This is a genomic window from Geotalea uraniireducens (assembly GCF_027943965.1).
GTDB classification, from domain to species: domain Bacteria; phylum Desulfobacterota; class Desulfuromonadia; order Geobacterales; family Geobacteraceae; genus Geobacter; species Geobacter uraniireducens.
Genome location: NZ_AP027151.1, coordinates 2052331 through 2079074, shown reverse-complemented (window position 1 = coordinate 2079074; position 26744 = coordinate 2052331). Strand labels below are relative to the sequence as shown.

The window sequence follows — 26744 nt, the reverse complement described above, 5'->3', positions numbered from 1 at the left end:
AATCGGCCGGCGTCGAATCGGTCATGGAATTCAGGTGGCAAATCGGCCCATTAGCCGCAAGACCACGGCGAGAGCGATTCCCGTGGTATACTTGAGCAGGAAAACTCGGCACCAGCCTCGGCGGTCGCCGCTCCGGCAGACGAAACAAGGGAGAACGATGAGACTACTTACCGAATGGCTACAGAAAACCACCGGCATCCCCGCCGATCTGTACGACCGGGTGTTTACCTCCCTGACTATCATCCTGGTACTCTGGTTGGTGCGCCGGCTGATTCTCAAAGCGGTCTGGCGGCGGACCGAAAACTCCCGGATCCGCTACCAGTGGCGCAAGATCTCAAACTATACGGCAGTCACCCTCGGACTGCTGTTTCTCGGCAGGATATGGTTCCAGCAGTTCGAATCGGTGATGACCTTCCTCGGCCTGCTGTCGGCAGGACTGGCCATCGCCATGAAGGACCCGCTGGTTAATGTGGCGGGCTGGCTGTTCATTCTCTGGCGGCGTCCCTTCGACGTCGGGGATCGGATCCAGATCGGCCCGCACGCCGGCGATGTGATCGACATCCGGGTGTTCCAGTTCACCCTGACCGAGATCGGTAACTGGGTCCATGCCGACCAATGTACCGGACGGATCGTCCATATCCCCAACGGCAAAGTCTTCTCCGATCCCCAGGTCAACTACACCAAAGGGTGGTTCGACTACATCTGGAACGAACTCCCCGTGCTGGTCACCTTCGAGAGCAACTGGCAGAGGGCCAAAGCGGAGTTACAGCAGATCGCCACCGACCATGCCGGCCACCTCACCCCGCTGGCGGAGCGCAAGCTGAAGGAATCATCCCGGGAATTCATCATCGTTTCCCCCAGTCTGGCGCCGACGGTCTACACCTCGGTGGAGGAGAGCGGCGTGCTGCTGACCCTCCGTTACCTCTGCGAACCCCGTCGTCGGCGCGAAGGAACCCAGCAGCTCTGGGAAGCGATCCTGGAACGGTTCGCTGCCTGCGACGACATCGACTTCGCCTACCCGACCACTCGCTATTATGCAAACACCGTCGAGGGAAAGGCCGGCGCCCGGGCCACCCCTGAGCTGCCACCGGAGAGCCGATGAGCCTGTTCGAGATCATCACCGTCCTGCTGGTGCTCACCGCGCTCTTCAGCTACCTGAACTGTCGAACCATCCGTCTGCCGACCACCGTCGGCGTGCTGCTGATCGCCATGGCCGTCTCCCTCGGCATCGCCGGCAGTGGCATGTTCGGCCTCCACGCCGCGCAACGTCATGCCGAGGCAATTCTGGCAAGCATCGACTTCGACGAGGCGCTGCTGCACGGCATGCTTACCTTCCTCTTGTTCGCCGGCGCGCTCCACATCCGGCTCGACGACCTGGCCGGCCAGAAATGGACCATCACCCTCCTCTCAACGGTCGGGGTGATCGCCTCGACGTTCATCGTCGGCGGGCTCTCCTGGTACGTTCTGGGACTGCTCGGCAAGCCGCTCCCTTTCATCTTCTGCCTGCTGTTCGGCGCCCTGATCTCCCCCACCGACCCGGTGGCGGTGCTCGGCATCATCAAAACTGCCGGCGTGCCGAAGAGCCTGGAAACAAAGATCGCCGGCGAATCCCTGTTCAATGACGGCATCGGGGTAGTCGCCTTCATGATCATCCTGGAACTGGCCCGGCGGGAGCTCAACGTTACCGTCGGCGCGGTAGCAGGGCTCTTTGTCAGGGAAGCGGTCGGCGGCACGCTGGTCGGCCTTGCCGCCGGGTTTCTCGCCTATCTGATGCTCAAACGGATCGACAACTATCAGGTCGAGATCATTATCACCCTGGCGCTGGCCATGGGAGCCTACAACCTGGCCGACCGGCTGCACACCTCCGGGCCGCTCGCTGTGGTAGTGGCCGGACTGTTGATCGGTAACCAGGGGCGCGCCAACGCCATGTCGACAACCACTCGGACACGGCTCGACGACTTCTGGGAACTGGTCGACGAGATTCTCAACGCCCTGCTGTTTTTGCTGATCGGCCTGGAGGCGCAGGTAATTACCTACACGCCTGCTTACCTGACCGCCGGTGCCCTGGCCATTGCCATCGCCCTGCTGGCGCGGTGGGCCAGTGTGGCGGGAATGGCCGCCATCCTGCGGGGGTTCAGATCCTTCAGCCCCGGGACAGTTAACATTCTCACCTGGGGAGGGCTGCGCGGCGGCATCTCCGTGGCGCTGGCCCTTTCCCTCCCCGGCGGCGCCGAACGGAATGCCATCCTGGTCATGACCTACATGATCGTGGTCTTTTCGATCATCGTCCAGGGGCTTACCTTGGGCAAGCTGGTCGCCCGCACCTATCCGAAGCTGCCAGCTCCTCCCCTTTCCCTCGACGATTAACCGACTATAATTATTGTACGGCCAACCGCGCCCACCCTCCCCGCGAAAAGTGCCGGGCAGGGCCTCCCCAAGGCCGCACGAGACCCGCTGGCACGGCGGGCGGCTCATAACCGTCCCCCCCCGGGCTACGAACGCTACGCTGTGTCATGGGACGAATAGACACGCCGGCCGGATCACGATGCCCGGAGTTGGTCGCCGGCGGCGACAGGAGGTTACCATGGACAAAACGAAACGGTTTGGCGAACAGTACCGGCAGAAGCACAATGCACCGGCACCACCGGAAATTTGCGAGGTTTGCGGCGGCGAACTGGAGATGGATGCCGAAAGTGGCGAGGGGTATTGCCCGGTCTGTGAGGTTGCCGAGGAATAGGCGTTTCACGAGGAAGGTCGCTCATTCGCCCGGTCCGGCCACCTGCTGCTGAGCGACTACCGGCGCGGACCGGCGTTGTCCCGCTCCCAGGCAGGTCCCGAATCCTCGACGGCCGCATCGCGCTGCAGCCGGTTGGCAACGAAATAGAGGATGGCGGAAATAGTGACGGCAAAGACGGCAACGGTGCCGGCAAGCGCCCGTCCGTGCCACAATCCGGCGAACCAGTCCATGAACTCGCTGGCCAGGACGTTGAGGGTACCGCCGTACAATTCGAGATCGTGCTGGTAACTCTTGGAATAGCGAGGGTCGTAGTCCAGCGGCAGGTCGGCCGGTGGAGCCGCGAGAAGATAGGCAATGGTGCTGGCGGTCAGGCCGGCCGCCAGAATTGCCGTAGCAGCGACCCGGAGCCGGCCGTGGAAAGTTGCCGGAAAAAATTTCATTGCCGGGCCGCTCCTTGTCGGCCGACGACCGCCCGTGCGTGCGGCTTGCCGCAAAAGACAGCCTGAATGGCTATTGTTAGCCCAAGGTGAACGAAAACCGGGCGCCCCGGTCCCGCTCCCCTTCCGCCCAGACCGTCCCGCCATGAAGCTGAACGATCCGTTGGACGATCGTCAGGCCGATCCCCGTTCCGGCAAACTCGCTCTCACCATGCAGGCGCTGAAATGGCCGGAACAGCTTGTCGGCACCGCTCATCTCGAAGCCGGCACCGTTGTCGCTGACGAAATAAACCGGCCGCCCCCCTTGGTCGGCAACGCCGAATTCGATGATCGCCGCCGTCGTGTGGCTGGTGTATTTCCAGGCGTTGCCGAGCAGGTTCTCCATCACTTGGCGTAACAGACGCCGGTCGCCATTGACGGTCACCCCCCTGGCGATGGTGAAGCGCACTGTTCGTTCGGGAGCCATCTGAGCAAGCCCCTCGGCGATCCCTTCGGCAAGAGCGCTCAGGTCCACCTGTTCCCGGGTAATCGTGGCCCGGTTCAGCTTGGCAAGCTGGAGCAGCGAATCAATGATCTGCGCCATGCGTTTGCTCGCCCGGCGCACTCGCCCCAGGTACTCTTGGGCAGTGTCGTCAAGGCGATCGCCGTAATCGTCGAGCACGGCAAGGGTAAAGCCATCAACCGCCGCCAGCGGCCCCCGCAGATCGTGGGAAACCGAATAGCTGAACGCCTCCAGGTCGGCAGTCCGCTCCCGCACCCGCCGTTCCAGTTCGGCGTTGAACTCCTGCATCTCCCGCTCGACGCGCTTGCGGTCGGTAATGTCCTCGACGAAGCCTTCGAGAAAAGCGATGGCTCCAGCCGTGTCCCGGACCGCCCGCATCATCAGGTTGGCGACGAATGGCGAACCGTCCTTGCGGCGATAGCCGATTTCACGCCGGACAAAGGCATCGGTTTCCCGCACTGCCCGCAGGATTTCGTCGCGCTGGTCGGGGTCGACGAACAGTTGTGCCGAGATGTCCGAAATGGCCCGGATCAGTTCGGCCGGCGAATCGTACCCATAGATGGCCGCACAGGCCGGATTGACCCGTAAAAAACGTCCTGCCACCGACGACTGGAAGATCCCCACCGGAGCATTGTCGAAGATATCGCGGTACTTTTCTTCGGAAAGCCGCAGTGCGGTCTCCGTCCGAACCCGCAAGTCCTCACGCGCCAGATTGTCGAGGCCGAACGAGATATCGCCCGCCGCCTCTGCAAGCAGGGTAACCTCACGATCGCCGAAGAAAGCCACTTCGCGGTCGTAGACGGTCAGAGCGCCGCAGACCGCGCCACCCTGCCGGATCGGAAAACCCGCCGAGGAACGCCAGCCGGCCCGGGCGGCAGCCTCGCGCCACGGAAAGGTCCGTGGGTCGTTGAGAAAATCGTTGCAGACATAGGGTCGCCCCTCGCGGACCGCCGTCCCGGTCGGCCCGCGTCCTTCGACACGGTCGTCGGCAAAAACCCGGATGCTGGCCAGGTAGCCGGTATCATCCCCCTGGCTGGCCGCCAGCTCGACCTGTTCGCTGACCGGATTGCGCAAGCCGATCCAGACCATCTTGAAGCCGCCGGACTCTACCAGCGCCCGGGTAACTTCCCGAAACAACTCGTCGCGGCTGCGAATCCGGACGATCGCCTGGTTGACGTGGCTGAGCGCCGCATAAAGGCGGTTTAGTCGCTCAAGCTCGCGTTCGTGAGCTTTCCGCTCGGTGATGTCGCTCACCACCCCGGACCAGACCACCCGGCCGTCGGCGTCGCGGAGCGGACTGGAGCGCAACTGCATCCAGCGCCATACCCCGTCGGCGCGGCAGGTACGCAGATCCATCGCGAAACCGGTCAGGTCGCGGGCGCTGGCGGCCTCGGCCGCCGCATAGTCCGCCCACTGTTCTGGATCGACCTGACTGAGCAAGGCACCGGCATCGGCCAAGGCCACTACAGCGGCAACCCCCGTCAGCCGCTCGACGCCGGCGCTGAGATAGATAAACCGCGGCGTACCGTCGGCCTCGCGGGTATACTGGTAGATATAGCTGTCGGGCAGATTGTCGCCGAGGAATCTGAGCAACTGCTCGTTTTTCAGCAACCGGTCGGTCTCTGCCGGAGCAGGTTCTCCCGCTTTGATTTCAGGCTCATCCCGCATACGTTTCACTTCCGCTAGTCGACGGCTCACAATTCGGCATCAATTTCTGCACACTGATTACCAGATTTTCCACCGTTAGTGAACCATTTTCACCGGTTAGCAACCAATGGGCGACGAAAAGCTGCCGTTGGCCGCCAGAATACAGCGAATCTATAGTTTATTAATTTTATGTGAAAATATTTTATCATGTGTTACGGATAATGTTACCCGATCTCGCAATTACGGAACTGCAGGAACCATCCTGACGACAGGCCCGAAAAAATGACGGCACAATCTACCGTTTCAGCCAAGATAGCCCGGCCGACCCACTCGAAGCCGGTGCAACGGCAACGGTTGTTCGACCTGCTCGATCAGGCGGCGGCAAAACCGGTTACCTGGATAGCGGCGCCGGGCGGTTCCGGCAAGTCCACCCTCGTCGCCAGCTATCTCTCCGCCCGCACTCTCCCCAGCCTCTGGTACCAATGCGATGCCGGCGACGCCGACCTGGCGACCTTCTTCTACTACATGGGACTGGCGGCGAAACAGGCGGCGCCGCGCCACAAAAAATCGCTGCCGCTGCTGACCCCCGAGTATTTCGCCGGCATCGCCACCTTTACCAGACGGTATTTCGAAAGCCTTTACGGCCGGCTCGTTCCCCGTGCCGTTACGGAAGCAACGCCGGGCGATTTCGTCATCGTTCTCGACAACTATCAGGAAGTTCCGCTTCACGCGCCATTCCATGAGATGATCGGCACCGGCGTCAACTGCGTCACGGCTGGCATCCGCCTGATCATCCTGAGCCGCACCACCCCGCCGCCGACTCTCGCCCGCTGCCAGGCCGGCGAACGTATCGCCATGCTCGACTATGACGATCTGCGCTTCACCCTTGACGAGGCCCGACAGCTGATCAGCGACCGGCTACCGGCACTGGGGCAGGAGCGGGTCGCCCAGATGCACGAGCTGACCCGGGGTTGGGCCGCCGGCATCACCCTGACCCTGGAGCGACGGGCACTGGGCGCCGGCGGGACCGTCCCGGCGACAGATCTCGACTACGACCGGGTTTTCGACTATTTCGCCACCGAAGTGTTCGTCCGCCTGGAGGAGAAAATCCGGGATTTCCTGCTGCAGACTGCCTTGCTGCCCATTCTCAACGCGTCGCTGGCCGAGCGACTGACCGGGATCACCGACGCCGGGGAGATCCTCGTCACCCTCAATCGCCATCGTCTCTTCACTGACCGGCTGGCCGGCAGCGGCGAAAACTTCCAGTATCACCCGCTGTTCCGCAAATTTCTCGTCAACCGGTTGAAAACCGTCGTTCCACCCGCCGAGCTGGCAGTTCTGCGCCAGCGCGTCGCCCACCTCCTGGAGCAGGGGGGACAGCGGGAAGAGGCGGCGCAGCTGTACGGCGAAGCTGGCAATCATGACGACCTGGCCAGGCTAGTCGTCCGGCATGGCCGGGAGCTGCTCGCCCAGGGGCGCTGCCGGGTCCTCGCCGATTGGCTCGGCCGGCTCCCCGAAGCGGCGATCGAGGCAAATCCCTGGCTGCTTTACTGGCACGGCCTGTGTGCGTTCCCGGTCGACCCGGCCCGGACCAGGAATCGGCTGGAAAGTGCGCTGGCCCTCTTCAGACGGCAACGGGACATTTCCGGCATCTATCTCGCCTGGGCCGGGATCGTCGACAGCTACGCCTTCGGCAACGAGTGGAAGCCTCTCGACGCCTGCCTTGCCGATTTCGACGAATTGCAACGGGAGCACGCCGCGTATCCGTCGGCGGAGATCGAGCTGATCGCCTCGTCCCGCATGCTGCTGGCCCTCACCCTGAGGAAACCGGACCAGCCCCGCCGGGTGGAGGAGTGGTTGCAGCGCGTCACCGCCCTGCTGAAGGAGAAGCCGTCCCTCGACATCCAGCTGGAGACGATCTTCAGCATGAGCGTCTACTATCTCTGGAAGGGGGACTACGAACGGAATGCGGTGCTGCTCGAACGAGCGGCGGCCGAAGTCCGCCACCGCCAGCCGTCGCCGTTCACGGTGATCCGCATCAAGCTGATGAAAGGGATCCATTGTTGGGTCACCGCCGATTACCCGGAAGCCCTGCAAACCCTCAGCGAAGGTTTGGAGATTTCCGCCCGGCACGGCGTCCATGTTTACGATTCCCTCTTGTGGGGCTTCAAGGCCGCGGCAGAACTGGCCCCCGGCAGGCGGGCGAGCGCCGCCGTCTCGCTCGACCGGCAGATGACCGCCCTGACCGGCAACGAAAATCTCCTCGGCAGGTTTTTCTACCACGTAAACTCGGCATGGTACGGGCTCATCACCGACAAGCCGGCCCTCGCCGCCACCCATCTGGAAACCGTTGCGGCCATCACGGAACAGATGGGGACCATTTACTACCGGGCACTGTGGCATATCGGCATGGCACAGGTCGCCTTCGCCCTGGGAGACCGGGAGGAAGCACGGAGACTTGCCGAGGCGGCGCACCGCATCGGCCTGGCGATGAAGAGCCAGGTGATAGAGTGGTACTCGCTGCTGATCCTGGGCTGGTACCAGCTCCAGGGGGGAGAGGAAACGGCAGGACTGCTGGCGCTGCACCGTGGGCTATCGCTGGGGAGGCGACACGGTTTCGTTCATCTCGAGTTCTATCAACCAGCCGTCGTCCGCGAGCTCTGTGCCAGGGCGCTGGCGGAGGAGATCGAACCGGAATACGTCAAACGGCTGATCGGCACCCTGGCACTCGCTCCCCCCCTCGAAAGTGGGGGAACAGCCCCCGCCCGGCTGGAGGCGTGGCCCTATCCGATCAAGATCTACACCCTCGGCAGGTTCGAAATTCTCAGGAACGACACGCCGCTGCCCTACGCCGGCAAGGAGCAGAAAAAGCCACTGGAGCTGCTCAAGGCACTGATCGCCCTCGGCGGCCGGAACGTCCCCCGCGAGCGGCTGACCGATCTCCTCTGGCCCGATGCCGACGGCGACCTGGCCAACAAGTCTTTCGAGACCACCATCGGCCGGCTGCGCAAGCTCCTCGGCGACGACGGCCATCTCATCTGCCGGTCACGGCAGCTCTCGCTCAACCCGGGCACCTGCTGGGTGGACAGCCTGGCGCTCTGGCAGCTCGTCGAGGCGATCCGCACGACGCCGGCCGACCGGGCGGCAACACTCTGCAAGAAAGCCTACGGCCTGTATCAGGGGCAATTTCTCCCCGCCGATACGGGCCTGGACTGGAGTGCCGCCCGGCGCGAAACCCTCCGGAACGGCCTGCTCCGAATCTCCCTGCAAGCGGGGCGGCACCATGAAGCAGCCGGCGAGTGGGAACAGGCCGCCGATTACTACCTGAAAGGGATCGAAACCGACAGCCTGGCCGAGGAATTCCACCGCCGGCTGATGATCTGCCAACGGCAGCTCGGCAACCACAGCGACGCCGTGAAGAGCTACCAGCGCTGCCGCAGCCTCCTCCGGACCGAACTCGGCATCGACCCCTCCCCGGAAACCACCGCCGTCTATTCCGCCATCGTTCACCCGGCATAACCCTTCCCCTCCACCCACCGCATTTTTCTCCCCGATCCGCGTTTTTTTCAAATCTGTGGGCAATCTGTGGGTCGCCGCATGGTTGACTGGCGGCATCATGTCAGAACTGACCACCGCCAGCAGCTTCATCATCCGCATCTACCGCGCCGACCCGGCTGAGCCACGCCTGCTTACCGGGCTGGTCGAGCCGATGGACGGCAGTGGAGCGCGCATCCCCTTTGCCGATCTCGACGACCTGGCGTGTGCCCTGAACGTCCTGATGAACCGACAGCGGCCGCGGCGCCGCCGGCACCCGGCCGTACGGCACCCCCCCGGGAGGAATGAACCATGACCTGGAACGGCAGATGGATTCCGATCATTCTCTGCGCCGGCTGGCTGCAGCTCGGTCAGCCGCCGGCATCGACCGCTGCCGGACCGCCGCCGGACGATGCCGTCCCGCTGGCGCTCGTCGCCGGCAAGCCGATCACCGCGGCCATGTTCAGGGCCGAACTGGCACGCAGCCGGGTACAGCCGCTGCCGGAGCGGGAACGGCAACTCCTCGACATCATGGTGCGGAACGAGGTGCTCTACACCGCGGCGAAAGCGGCGGGCTATGACAACGTCCCAGAGGTGGTCGCTGCCGTCAAACAGCTGCTGGTGGACGCATACCTCCGCGACAACCTGGAGCCTGCACTGGCGAAAATTGTGGCGACCGACCAGGAGACGGAGGCCTATTACCAGGCCCATCGTGCCGAATTCGGCACCCCGGCAATGCTCCGGGGGGCTCTGATCAAGATCGCCGTCCCAGCCAAGGCTTCCGCCGAGAAGAAGGTCGAGCTGCGCGCCCGGGCAGAACGCGCCCGGGGCGAGGCGCTAGCCCTCGCCCCCGGTGTTCCGGCCTTCGGCCCCGTGGCACTCGCCTATTCGGAAGACCAGGGAAGCCGCTACCGGGGCGGCGACATCGGCTGGTTTCGGGCGGGGGACAACGACGGCGGGCCGGACAAAGCGGTGCTCGACGCCCTGTTCGCGCTCAAAACGCCCGGCGAAGTGTCGCCGGTGATCACGGCGGCGGACGGCTACTACCTCGTCAGGCTGAGCGAAGTCAGAGCGGCGGCAAGCAAACCGTTCGAAGCGGTGCGGGATGGCGTCCGCTACCGGGTCACCCGGGAAAAGAAGCACCGGGCCGAACGGGAGTTCATCGCGCGGCTGCAAGGCAGGATACCGGTCACCGTCAACGAGGATGCACTCCGGGCAATGACACCGGCCGCGCCGGGTTCGGCGGCGGAACCGCCGGCGTTGCCGGCGCGCTGAACCCCGGCATACCGTCGGGAGGACAAGCCCTCCTTTCCTGGGAGATCATCATGAAGATTACCAAGCTGCTTCTTCTCGCCCTGAGTCTTGCCCTGCCGCTACTGATCCGGACCCCTGCCGGGGCGGCCGCCGTGCCGACGGTGACCCAGGCGGTCGACCTGAACCCTGGCTGGAACGCCGTCTACCTGGAGGTGACACCGCCGGAGAAGGCTCCCGCCGTGGTCTTCCGTGGTCTGCCGACCGGCGCGAGCGTCTGGGCCTGGACCGGCAAGAGCGACCCGGTCCAGTTCATCCAGGATCCTGGCGAAACCCCGGTCAGCAATCCCCGCTGGCTGGCGATCTTCGCCGCAGCGGCGGAATCGGGCCTCAACAACCTGTACGCCATCACCGCCAACAATGCCTACCTGATCCATCTTCCCGCCGGGACGCCGCCGCTGACCCTGAACATCGCCGGCCGCCCCACCATCCGGCACCGGGAGTGGATTCCCGATTCGTTCAATCTCACCGGCTTCGGCTTCACGGCGACACCGCCGACGTTCGCCGCCTTCTTCGCCCCGTCCGCCGCCCATAAAAACCAGGCGATCTACCGGCTGAACAACGTCTCCGGGAGCTGGGAACCGGTCACCAATCCGACCACCGCAGCCATGCGTTCGGGCGAAGCCTTCTGGATCTACTGCCAGTCCGGTTCCGACTACCAGGGGCCGCTGGCCGCCGAGACGGACAACGCCGACGGGCTGGATTTCGGCATCGGCATCACGCTGCTGACGGTGACGGTGGCAAATGCGTCGTCGAGCGACCGGACCGTTGCCCTAACCCAGCTCGGCGCCGCCAATCCGGTCGCCCTGGCCTATCGCCGCTACGACGCGACCAGTGGCCAGATCCTGACCGAACCGCTGACGGTAATGGCGCCGATCACCGTCAAGGCAGGCAATTCGGCGACCGTTACCCTGGCGGCCCAGCGGGGAAGCTTCAGTGGCACGGCAGCATCGGTACTGGAGTTCAGCGACGCCCAGGGAAGCAGGATCAGACTGCCGGTAACGGCAACGTCGAACCCGGTCAACGGCTACCCGGGGCTCTGGACGGGCAGTGCCGCCCTGAACATGGTCAGCCAGCTCACCGATTCGGGACCGGCGCCCGATTTCGCCAACGGCGAGGCGAAGGCGACCCCGGCCGCACTCAACCTCAACCTGATCCTCCACCAGGACAGGTACGGCCAGGTCCGGCTCCTCAAACAGGCGATCCTGATGCACCAGGACGGTACGCTCAATGCGGATGGCTCGCCGGCGACCGCCGGCCGGTACGTGGCCCTGACCGACGATGCGCTGCTCGCCGGTTATTCGGGGGTCACCGAGCGGGACGGCGCCAAGGTCGGCCGGCGGCTGAGCGCGGTCGGCATCGATTACTCGCCGGGGACGGAGACCGACTTCGACGGCACTGCCCTGAAATGCAGCGGCAGCATCTCGACCACGGTCAGCTGCCGAATGATCGTCGAGTCATCGGCTGCCTACACCCAGCCGACCAACCCGTTCCTGCACCGCTACCACCCCGATCACGACAACCTGGCGAGCGACTTCGCGACGTTCCGGCAGGAAGCGAACCGGATCACCCGCGACGTCACGCTGGTCTTCGACGGCACCCCGCGGGACAACCCGGGCAATCCGCCGCCGGGATGGGGGGTGACCGTGCTCGGCGGCACCTACACCGAGCATATCAGAGGACTCGCCAAGGGACCAATCAAGGTGCAGGGGAACTTCACCATCAAACTGGCGTCCGACGTGGACGTCCTCAATCAATAAACCTTGGCCGGGCTGCTCGCCACGGGAGAAGAGCCGATGAAACGGATGAAACTACTGTTATTGATTCTCATGTTCCTCATCATGGCCGGCGGGGCGGGCCGGGCAACGGCGGCCATCTTTGTCCTGACTTCGGACCAGCACGGCAACAGTCTGTCCGATGTCTGGAGCATCAGCAAGGCAACCTACAAAGGGAGCGCCTGCGAGATAAAGTTCATCTGGGAAGTCCCCGGCAACAACACCTATCCCCAATTCCAGTATTATTCGAGCTGGCCGATCTGGCCGCCGAACGGCGCCGCCGGCTGCATGAACGTGCCGACCGCGGCCTGCGGCGGCAGGTACACCTTCGACCAGGTGACCGGCGGTTCCTGGATGATGGATGTCGGCTACGCCGATTTCCAGGATAAGACGTTCACCGCCTCCTGGCTGTCCGGGTACTCCCGGGCCTGCTCCGACGTGCCGATCCAGGACGGCGAATCGGACATCTTTGCGCGCTATCAGCGTAACGCCCAGGTCGTGACCCGCTACTTCTACGACGGCGGCAGCACGGCCTACGCCGGCCCCGTCAGGCGGCTCCCCGTCGGCAGCATGCAGTACTACCTGCCGGAGAACAAGGAAGCCGACAACAAGTTCATCGTCGATCTCAAGCATCACGATTATGCCAACAGCTGGGCGCAGAGCCTCGACCAGATCAAGAGCAACGGCGGCCCGTACGGAAACGTCCGCGAAGAGTTGAGCCCGGCGACCGACGGGACGCCGGACGAGTATCTCGATTATTACTACACGACCGGCGCAAAATTCACCGTCAGCAACAACATTCCCGGCCCGCTGGCGCTTACCTCTGCCCGTCAGGGGCACTCGTCCCTGCCGCTGCCGGACGGCAGGCTGCTGGTTCTGGGGGGAGGCACGGTCAACAACGCCATGCTCGATCTGTCGACCGACAGCTGGGCCGACGCCTCGACGCCGTTCACCGTCATCTACCACACCGCCACCCTGCTGGCGAACGGCAAGGTGCTGCTGGCCGGCGGCAGCGCGAACGGCACCGACAGCAACGCCGCCAGATTGTACGACCCGGCGGCCAACAGCTGGAGTGACGCGGCCCCGATGGCTGTTCCCCGACGCGCCGCCGGCGCCGTCCGGCTCGCCAACGGCAAGGTGCTGGTCGCCGGGGGTATCCAGGGGAGCAGCACCGTCCTGCAGAGTGCGGAGCTATACGATCCGGCGACCGACAGCTGGTCACCGGCGGCCGACCTGCCCGAGCCCCGTTACGCGGCGGCTACACTGCTGCTCCCCACCGGCAAGGTGCTGATGGCCGGCGGTTCGACGGTTCCCGGCACCCCGCTGAAGAGCGCCGTACTCTACGATCCGGCGACCGACAGCTGGAGTACGACGGCGGCAATGACAACCGCCCGCTACGCCCCCGCCATTGCTCTGTTGAGCGACAATTCGGTCCTGGTGGCCGGCGGCTCGGGGGACAGCGTCGCACTCGCCAGCGTCGAGCTGTTCGATTACGCCGGGCGGACGGCGACGATCACCACGGACGGCTGGCGTACGGCCGGCGCCACGCTGGGAACGGCGCGCTATCACGCCGCCGGCCTGACGCTGCCGGACGGCAAGGTGCTGATCTCCGGCGGGCTGATGCAGGGGGGGAACACCCTGGCCACCGTCGAACTGCTCGAACTGGACGCCAACGGCGTTATCCAGAACCGGAACGGCAACAACGTGCAGCTGGTCCCTGCCATGACCCCGGCGCTGGGAAGCGCGCTCTTCACCGGGACCAAATGGCTGCCGGCAACCACCGGCAGCCTGACGGCCGGGAGCATCGCCGCGCTGCGGGAGAATGCCCGCTGGCTCCCCCTCGGCTGGGCCGGCGGCACCGGCCGGGTGGCGGCCGCCGGCAGCACGGCGACGGCGGCGCTGGGCGCCAATGCCACCAGTACGATCAAATGGCTTTACGAGAAGCATTTCATCACCCGGGTCGTGGCCGACGACACCGGCATGCCGACCGAGATCAAGGCCAGGTTCGAAGAGCAATACGACATTCTCGGCAGCGGCGGGGCCTCCATCAAGACCGCCACCACGGTGACCAACCCGTCCGTCGTCACCGATACCGCCTATCTGACCGCGGCCAGCACCAGCGCGATCACCGTCCCCCGGACCATCACCAGGACCTACAACAGCGTGGTGGAGAACTGGGTGCTGGAGTCCCCCGCCCTCCCCATTTGGGCGACCATGACCTATGACGGCGTCAACGACCGGTACCGGATCGACCAGGGCCGGCAGTTCCTCCCCTGGACCTACCGATTCGTCTACACCAAACGGCTGAACGTCACCGTGGCGGTCAACGGCGTCGACGATGCCGACAAGGCGCTGTTCAGGAATCTGCCCGGCATCTCCCCCGCCCCGGCCACCACCGCCGTCACCTATCGCGCCGACGAAACGGCGGCCCTTGTCGCCCCCAATACGGTCTATGCCCAGGGGAACACGGTCCGCTACGTGCTCAGCGGCTGGACCGGGACCGGCAGTATCAGCGACGGCAACGCGGCGGCGGGCATGGCCACCACCGCCACCCCCACCATCGGCACCAACTCGACCATCACCTGGAACTATCGCAAACAGCTCCGGGTGGCGGTCACCACGGTCGGCGAAGATACGCCGCTCACGGTGGTCGACCTGCCCGGCGACACCACCGCCGGTTCCGCCACCGTCACCGCCATCGCCACTGCCGGTCTGAATCCGGGGATGGTCGCCAGCGGCTACGGCATCCCGGCAGGAACGGCCATCGTCGCCATCGACGCGGTCAACGGCACGATGACGCTCAGCGCCGCCGCCACCCAGAGCTATGCCGGGACCGCGGGACAGCGGCTGACCCTGTCGACCGTCCCGGCCACCGACTCCGCCGACCCGCGCGAATGCCCGAGCCCCGACAACGACATCGCCACCTGCGCAGCCAATGCCGCCGCGACCGTATCGAACGTTCACTATTACGACGCCTCGACCATTTCCCAGCAGACAAGCCTGACGCTTACCGCGCTGCAGTCCTTCACCGATCCGCTCTCCAGCTCGCCCCGGACCCTCACCCAAGTGATCTATAGCGGCGGCGGCAGCGGCAACGTGCAGACGATCAGCAACGGCCGGAAGACCCTCTCCACCTACAGCCTGGACAAACCGATGACCGTGGAGTGGCGCTACGACCAGACCAAGGCCTACATTATCGGCAAGCCGGTGTTCGCACCGGAGGGACAGAACATCGACACCAGCAGGAAGCCGGAGATCACCATCCTCTCGGCGGCCCTCGCCGGGGACACGGCCGACAGCGCTTTCGTCTGGGGCTGGGACAATTCCGTGCCGGCCAACCAGGGGATGCGCTATTTCCCGATCCACCCGGTGAACTCGTTTACCATCAAGTGGCCGCTTATCAACTCGACGGCCACCTACGACGAAACGTGCATGACCATCTGGCCGCAGAAGCAGAAACACATCGCCGAGGCACCGGCCAACCTGCAACCGCCCGATGCGGTCAACACCTTCAACGCCATTAGCTATACCACCAACGGCGCCGATGCCACCCTGGCCACGTTCAATGCCAGCAGCGCCGGGACGAGCGTGCTCCGATTCACCACCCCGGTGGCGCTCCCGGACCTGAAGCCGGGCACCGCCTTCATCGTCGTGGAAACCGAGGCCCTGGAACCGGCCAAGCTGGAGGAAATCCCCTGGGAGATCGGCCGAAAGATCACCGATCCCGGGCACCGGGACCCGGAAAACGAGACTGTCCCGTCCCGGAACAAGACCGGTTATCTCTTTTACGACGGCGGGGTATACGACGGCGCCGGCAGCGACAGGGCCTACGACCGTTCCAACCGCACCGGGGCGATCATCCCGGTCAACAGGAGCCTTCCCGGCGACGTCAAGCCGCTGGTGGTGGTCTGGTACGAACGGGGCCAGGGGGACATCGGCTGGCCGGTGACCCCGAAACGCTACAAGGCGGACTGGCCCGCAACTCCGCAGACCATCACCATCGGCAACGGCATTGCCGTATCGCCGACCGCCAAGCCACAGGCCAGGGTCTACAACCAGCCGGACAAGACCCTTGCCGGCTACAACCCCAACGAGGAACACGCCCTGATCACCGGCGACACCCTCTACGCCCTGCGGGACGACCTGAACGCCATCAAGGATGAATCGAAGCCCTACGTGTTGCTGAAATATTTCGACACGACCGCCCAGGAGTGGACCATGGAGGCCTACCGGGTGGTCCGTCCCGCCGCTGGCTTCACCTATACCGTCGACGCCGGCAGCCCGATCACCCCCCCCTTCCCCAGCTCCTTCCAGGTTCCGCCGCAGAGCGGCATCAAGAGCGGCGCCGGAGAAGAGTGGCACCTCCAGGACCACAACGGTGGACACTGGGCCAAGGCCGCCAACTGGAAGACCGGCGACAGCAAGACCGACGCCGACAAGTCCCGGTTCGTCATGCAGTGGTACTACTCCATGCGGGCCGATTTCTACTGGCCGTTCACCGGTACCCTGGCCAGGGTGGCCGGTGACCCGATCCCCTTTCTGAATAACAGCTCCCGCGGCTATTACGCCACCGGCGACCTGCCGGTCGACGTCAGTTACGTCACCAAATGGCCGGACGAAACGCCGACCCTGGCGATGGGGGATACTCTGACGACCGCCCGCGACGGTCTCCCCGATCTCTACAATTTCAAGAGTGCCGAGATGATCTTCGACGAAAACGTCTACAGCGGCAAAGGGCCCCTGGCTAAGCTCTATGCCCCGGAACGCTACCTCTATACCGGGCTGGCCGCCCTCCCCGCCACCATCCCCACCGAGATCGGCAGCGGCGGGGTAAAGACCTTCCCGACGCTCCCCTACGCGATCCAGGCGCGCCTTTTCTACGACCCGGCCGGCAAGAGACTCGGCTACAAAGGGGTATGGATCGCCAACGACGGCGAAACGCCCTGGCTGCTCCCCAACCTGATGACCGCCACGGAGCAGGCTGCCATCCGCGCCCTGAGCACGGACAGCGCCTGGACCGCGGCAGTGGACGCCCTTTATGGGCTGGGCAGAAACCCCAATGCCGTCGACGACGGGAGCTGGAACGCCGCCCGGATCAACCCCTACCGGCCCTCGGACACCACCGGTGGCTGGAAAAGCGCCTGGGGAATCCGGCTGGGATTGGCATTGCGCAACGGTTCGCTGGCTGCCGCCCGCTCCATCGTCGGGGAAAAGAACGCCCTCACCGCCGGCATGGCCCAGGGAACCGGCTATGTGGTGCTGGTGGAAAACAACGACGACGCCCTGCTCGATGCCCCGGTCCAGCTCCATGTCCTCCGGATAGTCAACGAGCCGGTCTACCGGGGGGTCATCAAGGCGCTCAAGGCGCAGAACGTTTTCGACGAAAAACTGACTCTCCACTACACGGGTGATTTCGGCGGCGAACCGGAGAAATTCAACTTCGAATGGTACTACCAGCCGGTCGCGGGGAGCATGCCTTCCTTGCCGTCGGCGGGTCCGGCCGACGATTCCTGGACGAAATTCATCGTCGCCGACAGCGACGGTTATGGTCTTTCCGACATCACCATTGCCGGCGCTTCGCCGCTGACGATGTCGGACAACTGGTTCGTGGCCCGCTACTACTACAAGGCCGCCTGGCCCGAGCTGGCCGAGGCGTCGGACCCGCTCAACGCCGTCACCCCCCACGACGACCGGAACAACTGGAGCGGCTGGAGCGGCGCGAACAGCACCGACAGCCCGATGCTGGCGCTGGGCTGGGTCAAACGGGTGGTCGACGGTCTCAACCCCCTGGAGGCCCGGGTAACCGATTTCCGCAACAGTGCCACCAACACGACGGTGAGCATGATCTCCCAGTACGGCACCCGCTACGAAGGGGACGTGGCCATGAACAGCGATGCCGACAACCTGAACGGCATGGGCCTGATCCCGGCCTACGAGACGGTGCTGAACCGGGCCCGGCAGTTCAGCATCGATGCCGTCCCGCCGCAAAACTACGGCCCGACCAACGATGCCCTGCTGAACATCTCCAGCCGGCTGGCCACCTTCTACCTGGCGCTGGGGAACGAGGCCTACGCCGACGCCGTCGACCCGACCATCGGCTTCAGCACCAAGAGCGCCGAATACGGCTCCATGGCGCCGTCGGTGTTCACCTTCCAGAATCAGCTCGACTCGCTGCTGGAAGAGGAACTGGCCCTATTGCGAGGGCGCGACGACTCCGCCGGCAGCACCCACAATGCCCCCTACTACAACCGGCTGATCTGGAACTTCACCCAAGGCGAGGGGGAAGTGGCCTATGCCCAGAATTACAACATCACCGACCAGGACGGCAACGGCATCATCAACGCCGCCGATGCCAAGATCATGTACCCCCAGGGGCACGGCGACGCCTGGGGACATTACCTGCAAGCGATCGGCTATTATTACAAACTGCTCGGCCACCCGAGCTTCAGCTGGGAACCGCGGGTCGAGTACGTGCTGGTGGCGGGGCAGCCGATCATGGTCGATTACCTGGACGAGCGGAAATTCGCCGCCATCGCCGCAGCCCGGGCCAAGACCGGTGCAGAGATCCTCGACCTGACTTATCGCAAATTCTACACCGACGACCCGGCCGGCCAGTGGCAGGGGTACACGGATACTTACCTCAACCGCGCCTGGGGGGTGGATGAATGGGCGCGCCGCGCCGGTCAGGCGGCCTACTTCGACTGGGTCACGGCCAACGCCATCCTGCCGGACAGTATCCCGGCCGCGGCCCACGACCGGAAGAAATACGTCACCGATAGCACTGGCGCCCTCCATGAGGAGACAATCGCCGGCGCCGACATCCAGCAGATCGACCGGAGCAAGGTGCCGGAGCTGACCTCCATCGCCTCCCAGTTTCACAAGATCCAGGCCAAGATGAACGAGGTGAACGACGGCATCAACCCGCTCGGCCTAGTCAAGGGGGTGGTACCGTTCGACATCGATCCAGCCCTGATCGACGCCGGCCAGACCCACTTCGAGCAGGTCTACGCCCGGGCCGAGAAGGCCCTGGAAAATGCGGTCGCGGCCTACGACTACGCCAACGGCTATACCCAGCGGCTCCGCCAGAACCAGGACACCCTGGAGGATTTCAAGAAGAACCTCGACGACCAGGAACGGGACTACAAAAACCGCCTGATCGAGATCTTCGGCTATCCCTACCCCGACGACATCGGCGCCGGCAAAACCTACCCGGACGGCTATGACGGGCCGGACATCTTCCACTACAACTACGTGGACCGGACCGAGCTGACCGGCGGCACCCCTTTGCCCGACATTACCTACACGACCTACGACGTCTCCTATACGCTGCCGGCCGATTTCTGGGCCCTGGGACTGACCAATTACACCATCGACGCCGGCACCAGCCACACGGTGAAGTACACCATCGATACCGCCCATCTCTGGTTGGAAAAGGACCCGTCGTGGAGCTCGGAACGGCGGGCGCCGGGGCGGGTCCAGCAGGCCCTCTCCGACCTGATCCAGGCCCAGGCCGCCTACGATAAGGCTTTCAAAGAGTACGAGAGCCAGCTCGGCGGCATCGAGGACGCCAAGACGAACCTGGAGCAGCGCTACAACATCCTCGCCAACCAGATCCTGGTCCGGGACCAGAACGAGGGGGCGCAGATCGGCCTGGACTCGACCATCAATGCGCTGCATGCGGCCGGGCTGGTATTCAAGCGGGGGAGCACCATCCTCCGTGACGTTGGCGATTCGATGTGCGAGGCGCTCCCCACGGAGGCGAGCATCTGGGGCGGCGACGTCACCGCCCCGGCCCGCAGCGCGATCAAGCTGCTTGCCTATATCGGCGCGGGCGCCCTCGATATCGGCGGCGACGCTACGGACATGGGCGAATTCAGCCTGTCGACGGTCAAGGAGCGGATGCAGGCCGGCATGGAGCTGAAGCTGGCCAAGTCCGACGCCAGCTGGGAGGTATCGCAGCTGGTGAAGGAGCTGCAGAACAGCATGGCCGACCTGGACCTCAAGCTGCTGGAACTCTACTCGCTCAGCGAGACCATCCGGCAGACGGCCGGCAACTACCAGGCAGCGTTGGCCGAGGGGCTGCGGCTCTGGGACGAACGGACCGAGAAACGGGCCCAGGCGGCGGCTGAGGTCCAGGAATACCGTTATCAGGATCTCGGTTTCAGGGTCTTCCGCAACGACGCCATCCAGAAATTCCGCGCCCAGTTCGACCTGGCCGCCAAATACGTCTACCTGGCGGCTACCGCCTACGATTACGAGACCAACCTCCTCGGCACCGCCTCGGGAGCGGGACGGAAATTCCTCTCCGAGGTCGCCCGGCAGCGGACCCTGGGCGTGGTCAGCAACGGGATCCCCCAAGCCGGCTTTCCCGGGCTGGCCGATGTCATGGCACGGCTCTCGCAGAACTTCGGCATTTACAGGACCCAGCTCGGTTTCAACAACCCGCAGACCGAAACCACCCCTTTCTCCCTGCGAACCGGGCTGTTCCGGGTCAAGGCCGATAGCACCGCCGACAACGACTGGCGGAACGTGCTCAAGGACCACCTGGTAACCGACCTCTGGCAGATACCGGAATTCCGGCGCTACTGCCGCCCCTTTGCACCGGAGAGCGCCGGCGCCCAGCCGGGGATCGTGATCAGGTTCCCGACCACCGTCACCTACGGCAAGAACTTCTTCGGCTGGCCGCTGAGCGGCGGCGACAGCGCCTACAGTACCAGCAATTTCTCCACCAGGGTCCGCTCGGTCGGGGTCTGGTTCGAAAACTACAACAGCCAGGTGCTTTCCAGCACCCCGCGGATCTACCTGGTCCCGACCGGTGCCGACGTACTCCGCTCGCCGACAGGGGACGGCTTCGCCACCCGCGACTGGCTGGTCCGCGACCAGAAGCTGCCGGTGCCGTTCACCCTCGGCAGCACCGACCTGACCAATCCGGAATTCATCCCGGTCAACGACTCGCTGAGCGACGAGCTGTACGACATCCGGAAACTGGCTGACTTCCGGGCCTACCCCTACAGCGGCGCGTTCAATCCGAGCCAGACCACCGCGGACAACCGGCTGATCGGCCGCTCGGTATGGAATACCCAGTGGATGCTCATCATTCCCGGCTCGACCCTATTGTTCAACAAGGACGTCGGGCTGAATACCTTCATCAACATGGTGAACGACATCAAGATGTTCTTCCAGACCTATGCCTATTCGGGAAACTGACGGATGCGCGAGGGGACCATCACGAGGCATGGCAGGAGGGGAAGTCCGATGCAGAAAATCTTACTGACCGCGACTGGTGCGGCAGCCGCCATCACGATAATGACCGGGCCGGCCCGGGCGACGCTGAGCGAACCGGATGCCGTTTACTACGGCACGGCAACTACCGCGGCAGCGGGAAACACGCTCGCCATCCGGCTGAGCGGCACCACGGTCCCGCTGGCGACATGCACCCTCGGCACGGACCTGAAATATACCCTCCGGGTGCCGATGGACGCCTTTGCCCCCCGGACCGCCGGGACTGCCCTGAGCGGTGATGCCGCCGAAATCCTCAATGGGACGGCGGTGATCGGGACCGTTACCATTCCCGCCTGGGGGACGCTCGTCAGGCTCGACTTCGAGTCCGCCCGCACCACCGAGCAGTGGGCGGCGGACCACCCCGGCGATGACGGCTCCGGCGACATGAACCGCAACGGCATTTCGGACCTTCAGGATTACCTGAACGGCAACGACCCCGCGGCCTGCATCTGGGCATACCCCGATGCCGCCCACGCCGAAACCACGGTCTACCATCCGTTGGTCCTGCAGAACTGCCTGTCGGATGCCGGGGCCGACCAGCGGCACAACCTGATCAGGGTGGCCAGGGGAACCTATCCAGGCGCTTTCAGCTATGCCGCCGGCTGGAACGAGCAGTACGGCCTTACCCTGAGCGGTGGGTACGACCCGGCCGACACGAACGGGCGGCAGACCGATCCCGCCCTCACCGTCCTGGACGGCGATACGGACCAGGACGGCATCGGCAACGGCATAGTCCTGGCGATCGACACCGACTCGGCCAAGTGCACCGGCACGGTCCGCATCGAAAACCTCACCGTCAGGAACGGCGCCGCCACCACCGGCCAGAAGGGTGGCGGCATCAGGGCCGGCTGCTACCAAGGGGCGATTGAACTGGTCGGCAACATCATCAGCGGCAACAGCGCCGACAGCGGCGGCGGCGGTGCCATCACCAGCAGCGACAGCGGCCCGGTTCTCCTCGTCGACAACATCCTGTACGCCAACAGTGCCGCCGGCGCCGCGGCACTGCAGATCACCGCGGCGACCGGACCGGTCGTCCTGCTCAACAACACCATCGCCGGCAACAGTGCCAGCACCGCCGGCGCCGGGACCGCGATCATCGTCGAAACCACCGCAGCCGCCGTCGATCTGACCAACAATATCGTCTACGGCACCGCCGCCGTCAACGGCGAGGATGTCTATATCAACAGTTCCGGCGCAACGATTCCGCTGACCGTCTCCCACAACGTCTGGTCCGCCAGCGGATTTTACGCCAACGCCCCAGCCTTTGCCGCCGACGCCTCCAATATCGACGCTCCCCCCCAATTCGTCGCCCCCCTCGCCGGCAATTACCGACTGAAACCCGGTTCGCCCTGCCTCGACGGAGGGATCGGCCATCCAGACCTGCCGACGGAGGATGCCGGCGGCGCGGCGCGGACCTGGGGCAGCGCCGTCGATCCGGGCGCCTACGAATTCCACGGGGCGACAACGAACCCGGCTACCGCACTGACCCGCAACGGAGCGACCCTGCACGGCACGGCCAATGCCAACAATGCCGACACGATGGTCTTTTTCCAGTACGGCCGCGACACCGGCTACGGCTTTTCGGTCGCCGCCATCCCGGGGACGATCGGCGGCGTTACCGATACTCCCGTCAGCGCCGTTATCGACGGTCTCTCTTCCGGCATCTATCATTACCGGATCGCCGCCACAAGCAGTGCCGGGGTAACCTATGGCGGCGACCTGACGTTCTCCACCGTCGATCCGCTGCTCAAGGTGACGATCACCGGCAATGGAGCAGTCCACGGCAGCAGCATCCTCGGGCAGAACTACTCCTGCGCAACGGCCGACTGCCCGGCAACGCCCTACGTCTCCGGCGACCGGGTGACCCTCTCCGCCACCGCTTCGGCCGATTACCTCTTCAGCGGCTGGGGAGGCGACTGTGCCGCCACCGGCGACTGTTCCCTGACCATGGATGCGGATCGGCAGGCAAGCGCACTGTTCACCTTCGTCCAACCGGTCCGGCTTTTCCAGCAGACGTCCAGCCTGGATTTCGGCACGATTGCCGGTGCCTACGCGGTCATTGCGGATAACGCGACGGCCACCATCGCCTGCCGGGCATCCAGCCTGACCGGGTGGCTGGCCTTCGACCGGCCGGTGACACTGCAACTCAAGGGGGGCTATGACACGAGTTTCGGCAGTAACCGCACTGACTACACTACCATTCAAGGGGGGGTAACAATCGGCAAGGGATCGCTCACCGTGGAACAGCTCATCATCCGTTAACTCACGCCGGATACAGCTGCACCACTGCGGGGCCGTTTCAGATCGAGACGGCCCCGCAGTCGTTTTCACCGCCTGGGAGCGGCGCTTGATCTCCCCCCTCGGCTCTCCCGTAAATCCACCTTGACTTCAACCCAAGTCAAACACTATACTGTAATTAACATCTAGATGTTGTTAACAATACAAACCAAGTGCATGAGAGGGCTCGCCATGTCGACAACGTTGTTCATTATTGCAGCAGCGGCGCTGCTATTGTCGTGGGGCGCCGACCGGCAACGCACCGCAGCGGCAGTGCGGCTCGCCGGCCGGTCACTCCTCGGGCTGGTACCGGCAATCCTCGGGATGGTCAGTCTGGTGGGGCTGGTACTGGCACTGATTCCGCCGCACGTCCTGCAGAAACTCTTTGCCGCCCATGGCATCGGCGGCTTCGTGCTGGTTTCGCTGGTCGGCTCGCTGGTCTCCATGCCGGGACCGGTCGCCTTCCCGCTGGCCGGCTCGCTGCTCCGGCTCGGCGCCAATCCGGCGGCGCTGGCCGCCTTCATCACCACCCTCACCATGGTCGGCACCGTTACCGCACCGCTGGAGGTTTCATATTTCGGCCGGCGCTTCACCCTCCTCCGCCAGCTGCTGAGCTTTGCTTCGGCAGTCCTGATCGGCCTGTTGATGGGGGTATTCCTCTGATGGCCCGCATCCTGAAACGCTATCGGCTCCTCCTGGCCGTGCTGGCGGTCAACCTGCTGCTGGCCGGCTGGCAGCCGGCCCTGGCCCGCCGCTCGGCGGACGAAACGATCGCCTTTCTCGCCGAGGTGGCGTTGATCGTCCCCCCGGTGATGCTGCTGATGGGTTTGCTTGACGTCTGGCTGCCGCGCCGGCTGGTGGAAAATCATCTCGGGCACGAGGCCGGCCCGCGAGGCGCCATCCTGGCGATGCTGCTGGGAAGCTTCGCGGCGGGCCCGATCTACGCCGCCTTTCCGGTGGCGGAGTCGTTGCGGGAAAAAGGAGCGCGGCTGGCCAACATGGTCATCTTCCTCGGCACCTGGGCGACCATCAAGATCCCGATGATCGTCATGGAAAGCAGCTTCATCGGCATGCGCTTCGCCCTTCTCCGGCTGCTGTTCACCGTCCCGTGCGTCCTGGCGGTGGGGTACCTGATGGAGCGGCTGGTCCCGGCCGCCAGCCTCCCCGGTGTGGCGCCGGCAGCGGCGGCACCAGCCGGCAGAGCACGATTGACGGGGTCGGCCGACTGCACTATAGTATCGAAATAACGTCACCCGCAGGAAAACGACCATGCAGCCCAAACGCAAACAGCAGTATCGCCATTTGCCCGCCTTTATCCTCCTCGCCCTGGCCGAAGGACCGATCCACGGCGGGGCGATCCATACCGTCCTGAGCGACCGGATGCCGCTGTACAAGCCGGATACCGGCGCAATCTACCGGACGTTGCACCAGCTCGAACTGGACGGCGAAGTGACGTCGACCTGGGATACCTCCCAGAGTGGCCCCGCCCGCAAAATTTACCAACTGACCGACCGGGGCTGGGAAAAACTTGAGTACTGGCGGGAGGATATCGAACTGCGGATCGCCAACCTCCGCCACTTCCTCGACAGCTATCGCGCCGTCACGGATGCCCGCAGGCATTGACCGGCCCCCCTCCCCGTCAGGCTCCCGCCCGACGACAGCGCGTAGCAGCCCTCTCCCGGCAGCCCGGCCGCTGCCAATGTTTTACAAACTTTTACAATGCCTTGATTTTTCTTAACCCCTATTCGCCGGGCGCTGTGGAATAGTAGGGGACGAGCCGAAAGACGCCGCTCGCAGGCGGTTTCAGGCGGATGACGAAGGAGGAGGAAACGGTGATTCCAGAGGTAACGGGAAATGATACCCGGCCGACACGCGGGGCAACGGCGGGGGATGATGCCATAACCGACGACACGCAGGTGGAGGCCGGCCACAACGGCCGGCCGACGGGGTCCCGCCCGGGGGGGACGCGGCGCTGGTGGCTCGCCGTACCGCTGCTGCTCCTTGTGGCCGGAGGGATATACCTGTACGGCGCCCGGGCAAAGTCACTCGCCGCCAAACAGGCACAGAAGAAGCCGGCGACCATGCCGGTGGTGGCCGTGCCGGCCGGGAAAAAAGATGTGGGGGTCTATCTCACCGGCCTCGGCAACGTCACCGCGCTCAACACGGTGACGGTAAAGAGCCGGGTCGACGGCCAGCTAATGGCGGTGCACTTCCGCGAAGGGCAGGACGTCAGGCGGGGCCAGCTGCTGGCGGTGATCGACCCGCGCCCCTTCCAGGTGCAGCTGACCCAGGCCGAGGGGCAGATGGCCCGCGACCGGGAACAACTGAACAACGCCCGGCTCGACCTCCAGCGCTACAAGCAGCTCTGGCAGCAGGATTCGGGCTCCCGCCAGCAGTACGACACCCAGGAAGCGCTGGTCCGCCAGCTCGAAGGTTCGCTCAAGGTTGACCAGGGGCAGATCGACAGCGCCCGACTACAGCTGGTCTACAGCCGCATCACCGCCCCGGTCGCCGGCCGGGTCGGACTGCGGCAGGTCGACCCGGGTAACATCGTCCACGCCAGCGACACCAACGGCCTGGTGGTAATCACCCAGGTACAGCCGATCACGGTCGTCTTTCCCCTCCCCGAGGACAATCTCCCCAAGCTGCTGGCCAAGGTCAAAACGGGCGCCCGCCTGACAGTGGATGCCTATGACCGGGAACAGCGACAGCAGCTGGCCAGCGGCCTGCTGCAAACCCTGGATAACCAGATCGATCCGACGACCGGCACGGTCAAGCTCAAGGCGGTCTTTCCCAATACCGACAACCAACTGTTCCCCAACCAGTTCGTCAACGTCAGGCTGCTGCTCGAAACCCGGCGTAACGCGATCGTCGTGCCGGCCGCCGCCATCCAGCGCGGCAGCCAGGGGACGTTCGTCTACGTGGTGAAGGCCGACCGGACCGTTACCGTCCGCCCAGTGGTCGTCGGTGTGCACCAAGCGGACATCGTCTCCGTCGACTCCGGCCTCGCCGGCGGCGAAATGGTCGTCGTCGAAGGGGCGGAACGGTTGCGGGAAGGGAGCAAGGTCGAGCTGAGAAACCCGGCCGGGACCAAGGGCCAACAGGGGACACCCGACCCGGGCGGCAGGAACCGGAAGGGGGCGAATCAGCCGTCAGTGCCGGCCGCAGCCGGGCCGGGCGGCAGGCAGTAACCCCGTCGCCTTTCACGCCTCCCCGTACCGCAGGGGGATGCATCTCGCACA

Annotated in this window: 15 protein-coding genes; 13 read left to right on the top strand and 2 right to left on the bottom strand. The window is 64.7% G+C overall.

Annotated features, from left to right (window positions below):
* Positions 1 to 157: 157 nt before the first annotated feature.
* From QMN23_RS09675 to QMN23_RS09665, 3 genes are all read left to right on the top strand, one after another.
* The gene (locus tag QMN23_RS09675) at positions 158 to 1102 is read left to right on the top strand and encodes a mechanosensitive ion channel family protein (protein WP_282003748.1); all 945 of its coding nucleotides are present in this window, start codon (positions 158 to 160) and stop codon (positions 1100 to 1102) included.
* On the top strand, positions 1099 to 2367 hold the full coding sequence (locus QMN23_RS09670; RefSeq protein WP_282003746.1) for a cation:proton antiporter: 1269 nt from the start codon (positions 1099 to 1101) through the stop codon (positions 2365 to 2367). The genes QMN23_RS09675 and QMN23_RS09670 overlap by 4 nt, the downstream gene beginning before the upstream one ends.
* A gap of 217 nt (positions 2368 to 2584) precedes the next feature.
* Positions 2585 to 2737 carry a hypothetical protein gene (locus tag QMN23_RS09665; protein WP_282003745.1) on the top strand — a complete coding sequence of 51 codons (153 nt, stop codon included), beginning with the start codon at positions 2585 to 2587 and terminating at the stop codon, positions 2735 to 2737.
* 56 nt (positions 2738 to 2793) lie between these two features.
* Here QMN23_RS09665 and QMN23_RS09660 read toward each other — a convergent pair whose 3' ends face one another.
* Both QMN23_RS09660 and QMN23_RS09655 read right to left on the bottom strand, forming a co-directional pair.
* Positions 2794 to 3177 carry a hypothetical protein gene (locus QMN23_RS09660; protein ID WP_282003744.1) on the bottom strand — a complete coding sequence of 128 codons (384 nt, stop codon included), beginning with the start codon at positions 3175 to 3177 and terminating at the stop codon, positions 2794 to 2796.
* Positions 3178 to 3253: 76 nt separating this feature from the next.
* Positions 3254 to 5344 carry a PAS domain-containing sensor histidine kinase gene (locus QMN23_RS09655; protein WP_282003742.1) on the bottom strand — a complete coding sequence of 697 codons (2091 nt, stop codon included), beginning with the start codon at positions 5342 to 5344 and terminating at the stop codon, positions 3254 to 3256.
* A 261-nt stretch (positions 5345 to 5605) separates the two neighbouring features.
* Here QMN23_RS09655 and QMN23_RS09650 point away from each other — a divergent pair, with 261 nt between their 5' ends.
* From QMN23_RS09650 to QMN23_RS09605, 10 genes are all read left to right on the top strand, one after another.
* A complete protein-coding gene (locus QMN23_RS09650) occupies positions 5606 to 8842 on the top strand; it encodes a BTAD domain-containing putative transcriptional regulator (RefSeq protein ID WP_282003741.1) in 3237 nt (1078 codons plus the stop codon).
* 97 nt (positions 8843 to 8939) lie between these two features.
* Positions 8940 to 9173, top strand: coding sequence for a hypothetical protein (locus tag QMN23_RS09645; protein ID WP_282003739.1), 234 nt, complete (start codon positions 8940 to 8942; stop codon positions 9171 to 9173).
* Entirely contained in the window at positions 9170 to 10132 is a 963-nt protein-coding gene (locus QMN23_RS09640; protein WP_282003737.1) for a peptidylprolyl isomerase, read from the top strand. Before QMN23_RS09645 ends, QMN23_RS09640 begins: the two co-directional genes overlap by 4 nt.
* 50 nt (positions 10133 to 10182) lie before the next feature.
* The gene (locus tag QMN23_RS09635) at positions 10183 to 11928 is read left to right on the top strand and encodes a hypothetical protein (RefSeq protein ID WP_282003735.1); all 1746 of its coding nucleotides are present in this window, start codon (positions 10183 to 10185) and stop codon (positions 11926 to 11928) included.
* Positions 11929 to 11964: 36 nt separating this feature from the next.
* The gene (locus QMN23_RS09630) at positions 11965 to 21150 is read left to right on the top strand and encodes a kelch repeat-containing protein (protein ID WP_282003734.1); all 9186 of its coding nucleotides are present in this window, start codon (positions 11965 to 11967) and stop codon (positions 21148 to 21150) included.
* A gap of 48 nt (positions 21151 to 21198) precedes the next feature.
* Entirely contained in the window at positions 21199 to 23487 is a 2289-nt protein-coding gene (locus QMN23_RS09625) for a choice-of-anchor Q domain-containing protein (RefSeq protein ID WP_282003733.1), read from the top strand.
* Positions 23488 to 23694: 207 nt separating this feature from the next.
* A complete protein-coding gene (locus tag QMN23_RS09620) occupies positions 23695 to 24165 on the top strand; it encodes a permease (protein WP_282003732.1) in 471 nt (156 codons plus the stop codon).
* Positions 24165 to 24749, top strand: a complete 585-nt coding sequence (locus tag QMN23_RS09615) for a permease (RefSeq protein ID WP_282003730.1) — start codon at positions 24165 to 24167, stop codon at positions 24747 to 24749. Before QMN23_RS09620 ends, QMN23_RS09615 begins: the two co-directional genes overlap by 1 nt.
* A 22-nt stretch (positions 24750 to 24771) precedes the next feature.
* Positions 24772 to 25125 (top strand): PadR family transcriptional regulator, encoded by a 354-nt coding sequence (locus QMN23_RS09610; protein WP_282003729.1) that lies wholly within the window; start codon positions 24772 to 24774, stop codon positions 25123 to 25125.
* 188 nt (positions 25126 to 25313) lie between these two features.
* Complete coding sequence (locus QMN23_RS09605; protein ID WP_282003728.1) at positions 25314 to 26693, top strand: MdtA/MuxA family multidrug efflux RND transporter periplasmic adaptor subunit; 1380 nt, start codon at positions 25314 to 25316, stop codon at positions 26691 to 26693.
* The last annotated feature ends 51 nt before the right edge of the window (positions 26694 to 26744 follow it).

What these genes read in the sequence shown, in the direction of transcription:
- QMN23_RS09675 (WP_282003748.1), top strand. Translation starts at nt 158, where the DNA reads ATGAGACTACTTACCGAATGGCTACAGAAAACCACCGGCATCCCCGCC.
- QMN23_RS09670 (WP_282003746.1), top strand. Translation starts at nt 1,099, where the DNA reads ATGAGCCTGTTCGAGATCATCACCGTCCTGCTGGTGCTCACCGCGCTC.
- QMN23_RS09665 (WP_282003745.1), top strand. Translation starts at nt 2,585, where the DNA reads ATGGACAAAACGAAACGGTTTGGCGAACAGTACCGGCAGAAGCACAAT.
- QMN23_RS09660 (WP_282003744.1), bottom strand. Translation starts at nt 3,177, where the DNA reads ATGAAATTTTTTCCGGCAACTTTCCACGGCCGGCTCCGGGTCGCTGCT.
- QMN23_RS09655 (WP_282003742.1), bottom strand. Translation starts at nt 5,344, where the DNA reads ATGCGGGATGAGCCTGAAATCAAAGCGGGAGAACCTGCTCCGGCAGAG.
- QMN23_RS09650 (WP_282003741.1), top strand. Translation starts at nt 5,606, where the DNA reads ATGACGGCACAATCTACCGTTTCAGCCAAGATAGCCCGGCCGACCCAC.
- QMN23_RS09645 (WP_282003739.1), top strand. Translation starts at nt 8,940, where the DNA reads ATGTCAGAACTGACCACCGCCAGCAGCTTCATCATCCGCATCTACCGC.
- QMN23_RS09640 (WP_282003737.1), top strand. Translation starts at nt 9,170, where the DNA reads ATGACCTGGAACGGCAGATGGATTCCGATCATTCTCTGCGCCGGCTGG.
- QMN23_RS09635 (WP_282003735.1), top strand. Translation starts at nt 10,183, where the DNA reads ATGAAGATTACCAAGCTGCTTCTTCTCGCCCTGAGTCTTGCCCTGCCG.
- QMN23_RS09630 (WP_282003734.1), top strand. Translation starts at nt 11,965, where the DNA reads ATGAAACGGATGAAACTACTGTTATTGATTCTCATGTTCCTCATCATG.
- QMN23_RS09625 (WP_282003733.1), top strand. Translation starts at nt 21,199, where the DNA reads ATGCAGAAAATCTTACTGACCGCGACTGGTGCGGCAGCCGCCATCACG.
- QMN23_RS09620 (WP_282003732.1), top strand. Translation starts at nt 23,695, where the DNA reads ATGTCGACAACGTTGTTCATTATTGCAGCAGCGGCGCTGCTATTGTCG.
- QMN23_RS09615 (WP_282003730.1), top strand. Translation starts at nt 24,165, where the DNA reads ATGGCCCGCATCCTGAAACGCTATCGGCTCCTCCTGGCCGTGCTGGCG.
- QMN23_RS09610 (WP_282003729.1), top strand. Translation starts at nt 24,772, where the DNA reads ATGCAGCCCAAACGCAAACAGCAGTATCGCCATTTGCCCGCCTTTATC.
- QMN23_RS09605 (WP_282003728.1), top strand. Translation starts at nt 25,314, where the DNA reads ATGACGAAGGAGGAGGAAACGGTGATTCCAGAGGTAACGGGAAATGAT.